The sequence below is a fragment of the Gilliamella sp. X-57 genome, assembly GCF_057063565.1.
Genome location: NZ_JBXSQI010000010.1, coordinates 88,092 through 94,177, shown reverse-complemented (window position 1 = coordinate 94,177; position 6,086 = coordinate 88,092). Strand labels below are relative to the sequence as shown.

The window sequence follows — 6,086 nt, the reverse complement described above, 5'->3', positions numbered from 1 at the left end:
TTGTTGGCTTAAGCCGTTGTGCTTACTATTATCAACCTAAGTTACCGAATGATTCGGTGATTGTTTCGGTGTTGAATGCTATCACAGACCGGCATTTACGCTGGGGCTTTCCTAAATGCTTTAATCGCATCAGAAAGCTCGGCTATAAATGGAATCATAAACGGGTGTATCGGGTGTTTGTGAATTAAAGCTTAATCTCAGGGTAAAGCGTAAAAAACGCATTCCTCCACGATGCCCGGAAAGGTTATTAGTACCCAATAAACAAGGTGAATGTTGGTCAATGGATTTTATGAGTGATAGTAGTGGTAATCAACGTCGCTTTAGGACATTCAATGTCATCGATGACTTTAATCGTGAGGCGCTAGGCATTGATATTGCGGTAAGCTTACCGGCAGGGAGAGTTACCCGTTACTTAGATAAACTGGCCGAATATCATGGGTATCCATTAAAAATACGAGTCGATAATGGGCCAGAATTTACAGGAAAAACCTTTATAAACTGGGCAAAGTTACATGGTATAAACATTGATTATATCCAGCCCGGTAGCCCATATCAAAATGGTTATATTGAACGATTTAATCGTACCTATCGTACTGAAGTACTCGATTTATATCTTTTTAACAACTTAGCGCAAGCAAGGAGAATAACCGAAGAATGGTTAACGATTTATAATACCGAAAGACCGCATGAGGCATTAAATAACATGACACCGATTGAGTATAAAACACTAAAACAGGCAGCTTAATTTTCTACGTGAGTTGTGTACTAGGTTTGGGGTATTTACATTCGATCCATTTTTTTTAATTAAAATTGATAAACTATTACCATCACTTATTTCATAATTTTTTTCTTTAATTTTTAAATTTTTAATTTTTATATCAGTTAGTTTATTATTAGCCATAACACACTTACCACTAAAAAATTTGTATACGTTTTTAGTCGTATTATAGCCGTATACAAAAACGTATACAAACATATATGCAATTCAGTGCAACTTAGTGCAAGTGTTTTTTGGGGTGAAAGCTTTGTTTTTTAATGATTTTTAACGGTTGGATAAGGGATTAAAAAAGAGGAATGGTGGGTTGTGAGGGGATCGAACCCGCGACCAATTGATTAAGAGTCAACTGCTCTACCGACTGAGCTAACAACCCACCGAAATATTCGTCTATATTATATATAGTTTTAAGCAATAATGCAAATCACTAATCTGATTTTTAATTACTAAAATTTTGAGATAAATAGCCAAAAATTAAATTTAAAATTCTAAAATCATTAGAATTTTATCATTATGCGACTTAAGTTTAATTTATTATGAATCAATAAAAATTAAATTTAACAAGTAAATTTCAATATTGCTATATCATTAAATAATTCTATGTTCTACTGTAGTGAGTATTTCAACAAAATTAAATGTTCTATCATGAATTATAGATAAATCAGGAGGTAAAAAATGAAAATATCCTCAGTGACTATGCTTATCACAATGGGATTATCCAGCGCAGTAGCTTATGCGCATACTGCAAATGAAATTATCGTCCGTGGTGGACCTGTTTATGTTCACCCTAAAGATAAAAGTGATCATGTTAAAGTAGGCGGAGCCAAAAGCGATCTAAAAGCAAAAGCCGATAACGATACACAACTTGGATTAAATTTCCAATATATGGTGACCGATAATATTGGTGTCGAACTGTTAGCTGCAACACCTTTTAGCCATCAAGTTAAGCTAGGCGGGGGCAATTCAACGGGGCTTTCTGGTGCTCATTTAGGGAAAATTAAACATCTACCACCTACATTAAGTGCCGTTTGGTATCCACTTGATTCACAATATGAGTTACAACCTTATGTTGGAATGGGTATTAACTATACCTTCTTTTTTGATGAAAAAATTAGTGGTGAAGCCAAAAAAGCGGGATTTCATGGTTTAGATCTTGACAGTTCTTGGGGCTGGGCAGCTCAAGTCGGTGCTGATTATTCTTTAAATGACAATTGGCTTTTGAATGCTCAAATCCGTTATATTGATATAGAAACTAAAGCAACAACCCATTTAGGTAATACTAAAGTTACCGCTAATTATAAGCTTGATCCATGGGTTGCAATGATTGGTGTAGGTTATAAATTTTAAAGGAACAAACATAAAAAACCTCTCAAACGAGAGGTTTTTTATTACAAAGATTAAAGATTTTTTATGGCAACATACTGCTCTTGCAGTTTGGCTTTATCATCAATATAACCTTTTTGTTTTTCTTTTTCTTTCGCAACTACTGCTGCTGGTGCTTTATCGACAAAGCTGGCATTAGACAGTTTATTTTCAATACGAGAAATTTCGCCATTGATGCGTTCAATTTCTTTTTCTAAACGCGCAAGTTCGTTTTCTTTATTGATTAATCCTGCCATTGGGATTAATAACTCGGCGCCATCAACCAGTTTTGTGACCGATAATGGTCCAGTTTCACCATCATCAAGTAAAACAATTTCAGACAATCTTGCTAATGATTCAATAAAATTGATGTTATCAGCGTTGATTCGATGCACCGTTGGTGAGCATTTTCGAATTAATAACTGCAATGGTTTGCTTGGCGCAATATTCATTTCAGCACGTATGTTTCGTACGGCAATCACGACATCTTTTATCCAATTAATATCAGCTACTGCTTGATCATTTGAATGCTGTTCATCAAAAGCAGGCATTGGCTGTAACATGATGGTGTCAACGGTTATATTCATTAAGCCTTTTACATTTTGCCAAATTGCTTCGGTAATAAATGGAATAATCGGGTGCGCAAGACGTAATAGAGCTTCTAATACCGTAATTAACGTATGGCGAGCTGCGCGTTGCTGTGACGGTTCGCCATTGGCTAAAATGGATTTGGTTAGTTCTAAATACCAGTCACAGAATTGATTCCATGTGAACTCATATAAAATATTAGCTGCTAAATCAAAACGATAAGTATCAAATGCGTCTCGATAAGCTTTAATGGTTTGATTAAATTCGGCTAAAATCCATTTATCTGCTAAAGAATAATCTAAACCCCCGCCTTTAAAGCCACAATCATGCCCTTCTGTATTCATCAGCACATAGCGGCTAGCGTTCCAAAGTTTATTACAGAAATTACGATAACCTTCTAAGCGTTTTAAATCCCAATTAATATCACGCCCAGTTGAGGCTAACGCTGCTAAAGTAAAGCGTAGCGCATCAGTACCGTGCGCCTCAATGCCATTAGGGAACTGTTTTTGGGTGCGTTTAGCAATTTTTTCAGCTAATTGAGGCTGCATCATATTGCCTGTCCGTTTTTCTAATAAAGCTGGCAGTGAGATACCGTCAATCATATCTAAAGGATCGATAACGTTTCCTTTAGATTTAGACATTTTCTGCCCTTCTTCATCACGAATTAAACCTGTGACATACACTGTTTTAAAAGGAACTTGTGGTTTACCATGTTCATCTTTAATAAAGTGCATGGTCATCATGATCATTCTAGCTACCCAGAAGAAAATGATATCAAAACCAGTTACGAGCACATTGGTTGGATGGAAGGTGGCTAAATCATCAGTATTATTCGGCCAACCTAACGTTGAAAATGTCCAAAGCGCAGACGAAAACCAAGTATCCAGCACATCTTCATCTTGCGATAATTCAATATCATTCGACAGATTATTCCCGCGTCGCACTTCTGCTTCATCACGGCCAACATAAACATTACCTTGTTTATCATACCAAGCCGGAATACGATGTCCCCACCATAATTGACGTGAAATACACCAATCTTGAATATCATTCATCCAAGAAAAATACATATTTTCATACTGTTTTGGTACAAATTGGATATCACCATTTTTTACTGCATCAATAGCAGGCTCGGCAAGCACTTTTGCTCGCACATACCATTGATCGGTTAGCATAGGTTCGATCACAACGCCACCACGATCACCATATGGAACGGTCAAATCATGCGGTTCGATTTTTTCTAAAATACCCAATGATTCACATTCTGCAACGACTGCTTTACGAGCAGCAAAGCGTTCCAATGTTTGGAACTGAGCAGGAATAACTAGATCATAAGCATCGCTTGGTTCACCATTGGTATCAAATACTTCAGCTTGCTGACGAATATCACCATCAAACGTTAAAATGTTGATCATCGGTAATTGATGACGTCGCCCAACTTCATAGTCATTAAAATCATGCGCAGGGGTAATTTTTACGCACCCTGTACCTTTGGTCATATCGGCATGTTCATCACCCACAATTGGAATACGGCGGTTAACAAATGGTAATATGACAAATTGTCCAATCAGATCTTTATAGCGAGGATCTTCAGGATTCACCGCAACCCCTGTATCCCCAAATAAGGTTTCAGGACGAGTAGTTGCCACCACTAAATAATCTTTTCCGTCGGCTGTTTTGGCACCATCAGCTAACGGATAACGTAAATGCCACATTGAACCTTTAACTTCGCGGTTTTCAACTTCAAGATCGGAAATAGCTGTACGTAATTTTGGATCCCAATTGACTAAGCGTTTACCACGATAGATGAGATTTTCTTGATATAATCTCACGAAGACTTCTTTCACTGCATTTGATAGACCTTCGTCCATGGTGAAACGTTCACGATCCCAATCAACTGAATCCCCTAAGCGACGCATTTGCTTAGTAATGCTACCGCCTGATTCGGCTTTCCATTGCCAAATCTTGTCAATAAAAGCATCACGCCCGTAATCATGGCGTGTTTTATTTTCTTCAGCCGCAATTTTGCGCTCTACCACCATTTGCGTTGCAATACCAGCGTGATCGGTTCCTGATTGCCAAAGGGTATTATGACCTTGCATACGATGATAACGAATCAAGGCATCCATAATGGTTTGCTGAAAAGCATGCCCCATATGTAAACTACCTGTCACATTCGGCGGTGGAATGGCAATACAATAACTTGGTTGCGATTTATCACCATTGGGTTTGAAATAACCACTTTGTTCCCAATGCTTATAAAGAGGTTGTTCAATTTCTTGTGGATTATAAGTCGTGTTTTTCATAATTAATGCATAAATCCTGATTTAAGGCATAAAATGGTTGCTATTCTACAGTAAAATAGCCAAACAATAAATTAGCAGAACAATAAACTCATCGATTTAATCGAATTGTAAAAATTTTTATAATACGATAAATAGCATAAAAAAACCGCCTTGTATTAAGCGGTTTTTTTATATCTATCATTGTAAAAATAATTGGTAATTAGTGATGTTGATAAATAAAATTATCAATTAATCGTGTTTTACCAATATAAACCGCTAGCGCACACAAACTATCTTGTTCAAGCCTATCAACCGATGTTAATGATGCTAGATCGACAAATTCAATATAGTCAATCTTGGCTAAAGATTGGTTGACAATAAGATCGTGCATAGCTTTTGTTATAACTGTTACCGACGTTTCCCCTTGCTTTATCATTGCATTGGCACATTCAATTGCTTGATAAAGGCACACGGCTGCGGATCGTTCACGTTCAGACAAATAGCTATTACGTGAACTTTTAGCTAGTCCATCTGCTTCACGCACAATAGGGCAACCAATAATTTCAATGTCGAAATTCAGATCACTGACCATTCGTTTAATTACCGCTAACTGCTGTGCATCTTTCTGTCCAAAATAAGCACGATCAGGTTGTGTAATATTGAATAATTTTGTGACAACAGTGCAAACACCTTTGAAATGCCCTGGGCGCCTTTTTCCACATAAAGCATCTGTTAAACCATTAACATCAACATAGCTGTTAAAATTAGCATCATACATTTCACTGGCAGTTGGACAAAAAATCAAATCTACGCCCATCTTCTCACAAACAATTTTATCTCGCTCTAAATCACGAGGATAACTAGCAAGATCTTCTGAAGGTCCAAATTGTATAGGATTAACAAAAATCGTCACAATAACTTTTTGGTTATCCCTTTTAGCCGCAGCCATTAAGCTTTGATGACCTTCATGCAAATAACCCATGGTTGGAACAAGTCCGATACTATAGCCAGCTTGACGCCAAGCTTTAACTTGTTCTCGTACTTGTCCAATTGTCGTTACAACATTCATTTAGTTA

At 37.0% G+C, this 6,086-nt stretch carries 3 protein-coding genes, 1 tRNA gene and 2 pseudogenes; 3 read left to right on the top strand and 3 right to left on the bottom strand.

The window, feature by feature from the left end; translation table 11 throughout:
• Positions 1-188, top strand: a pseudogene (locus ACYIAL_RS06245) (IS3 family transposase); the annotation flags it as partial.
• Positions 189-217: 29 nt separating this feature from the next.
• Positions 218-745, top strand: a pseudogene (locus tag ACYIAL_RS06240) (integrase core domain-containing protein); the annotation flags it as partial.
• Positions 746-1,075: 330 nt separating this feature from the next.
• Here the strand turns inward: ACYIAL_RS06240 and ACYIAL_RS06235 are convergent.
• A tRNA-Lys gene (locus tag ACYIAL_RS06235) sits at positions 1,076-1,151 on the bottom strand.
• A 299-nt stretch (positions 1,152-1,450) separates the two neighbouring features.
• Between ACYIAL_RS06235 and ACYIAL_RS06230 the strand changes: the two genes are divergently transcribed.
• Positions 1,451-2,122, top strand: a complete 672-nt coding sequence (locus ACYIAL_RS06230; protein ID WP_174797198.1) for an OmpW family outer membrane protein — start codon at positions 1,451-1,453, stop codon at positions 2,120-2,122.
• A 50-nt stretch (positions 2,123-2,172) separates the two neighbouring features.
• On the opposite strand, the gene ACYIAL_RS06225 is transcribed toward ACYIAL_RS06230, so the two are convergent.
• Positions 2,173-5,031 (bottom strand): valine--tRNA ligase, encoded by a 2,859-nt coding sequence (locus ACYIAL_RS06225; protein WP_483751227.1) that lies wholly within the window; start codon positions 5,029-5,031, stop codon positions 2,173-2,175.
• Positions 5,032-5,230: 199 nt separating this feature from the next.
• Positions 5,231-6,079: a pantoate--beta-alanine ligase gene (gene panC, locus ACYIAL_RS06220; protein WP_174797200.1), complete on the bottom strand. Its 849-nt coding sequence runs from the start codon at positions 6,077-6,079 to the stop codon at positions 5,231-5,233.
• Between the last annotated feature and the right edge of the window lie 7 nt (positions 6,080-6,086).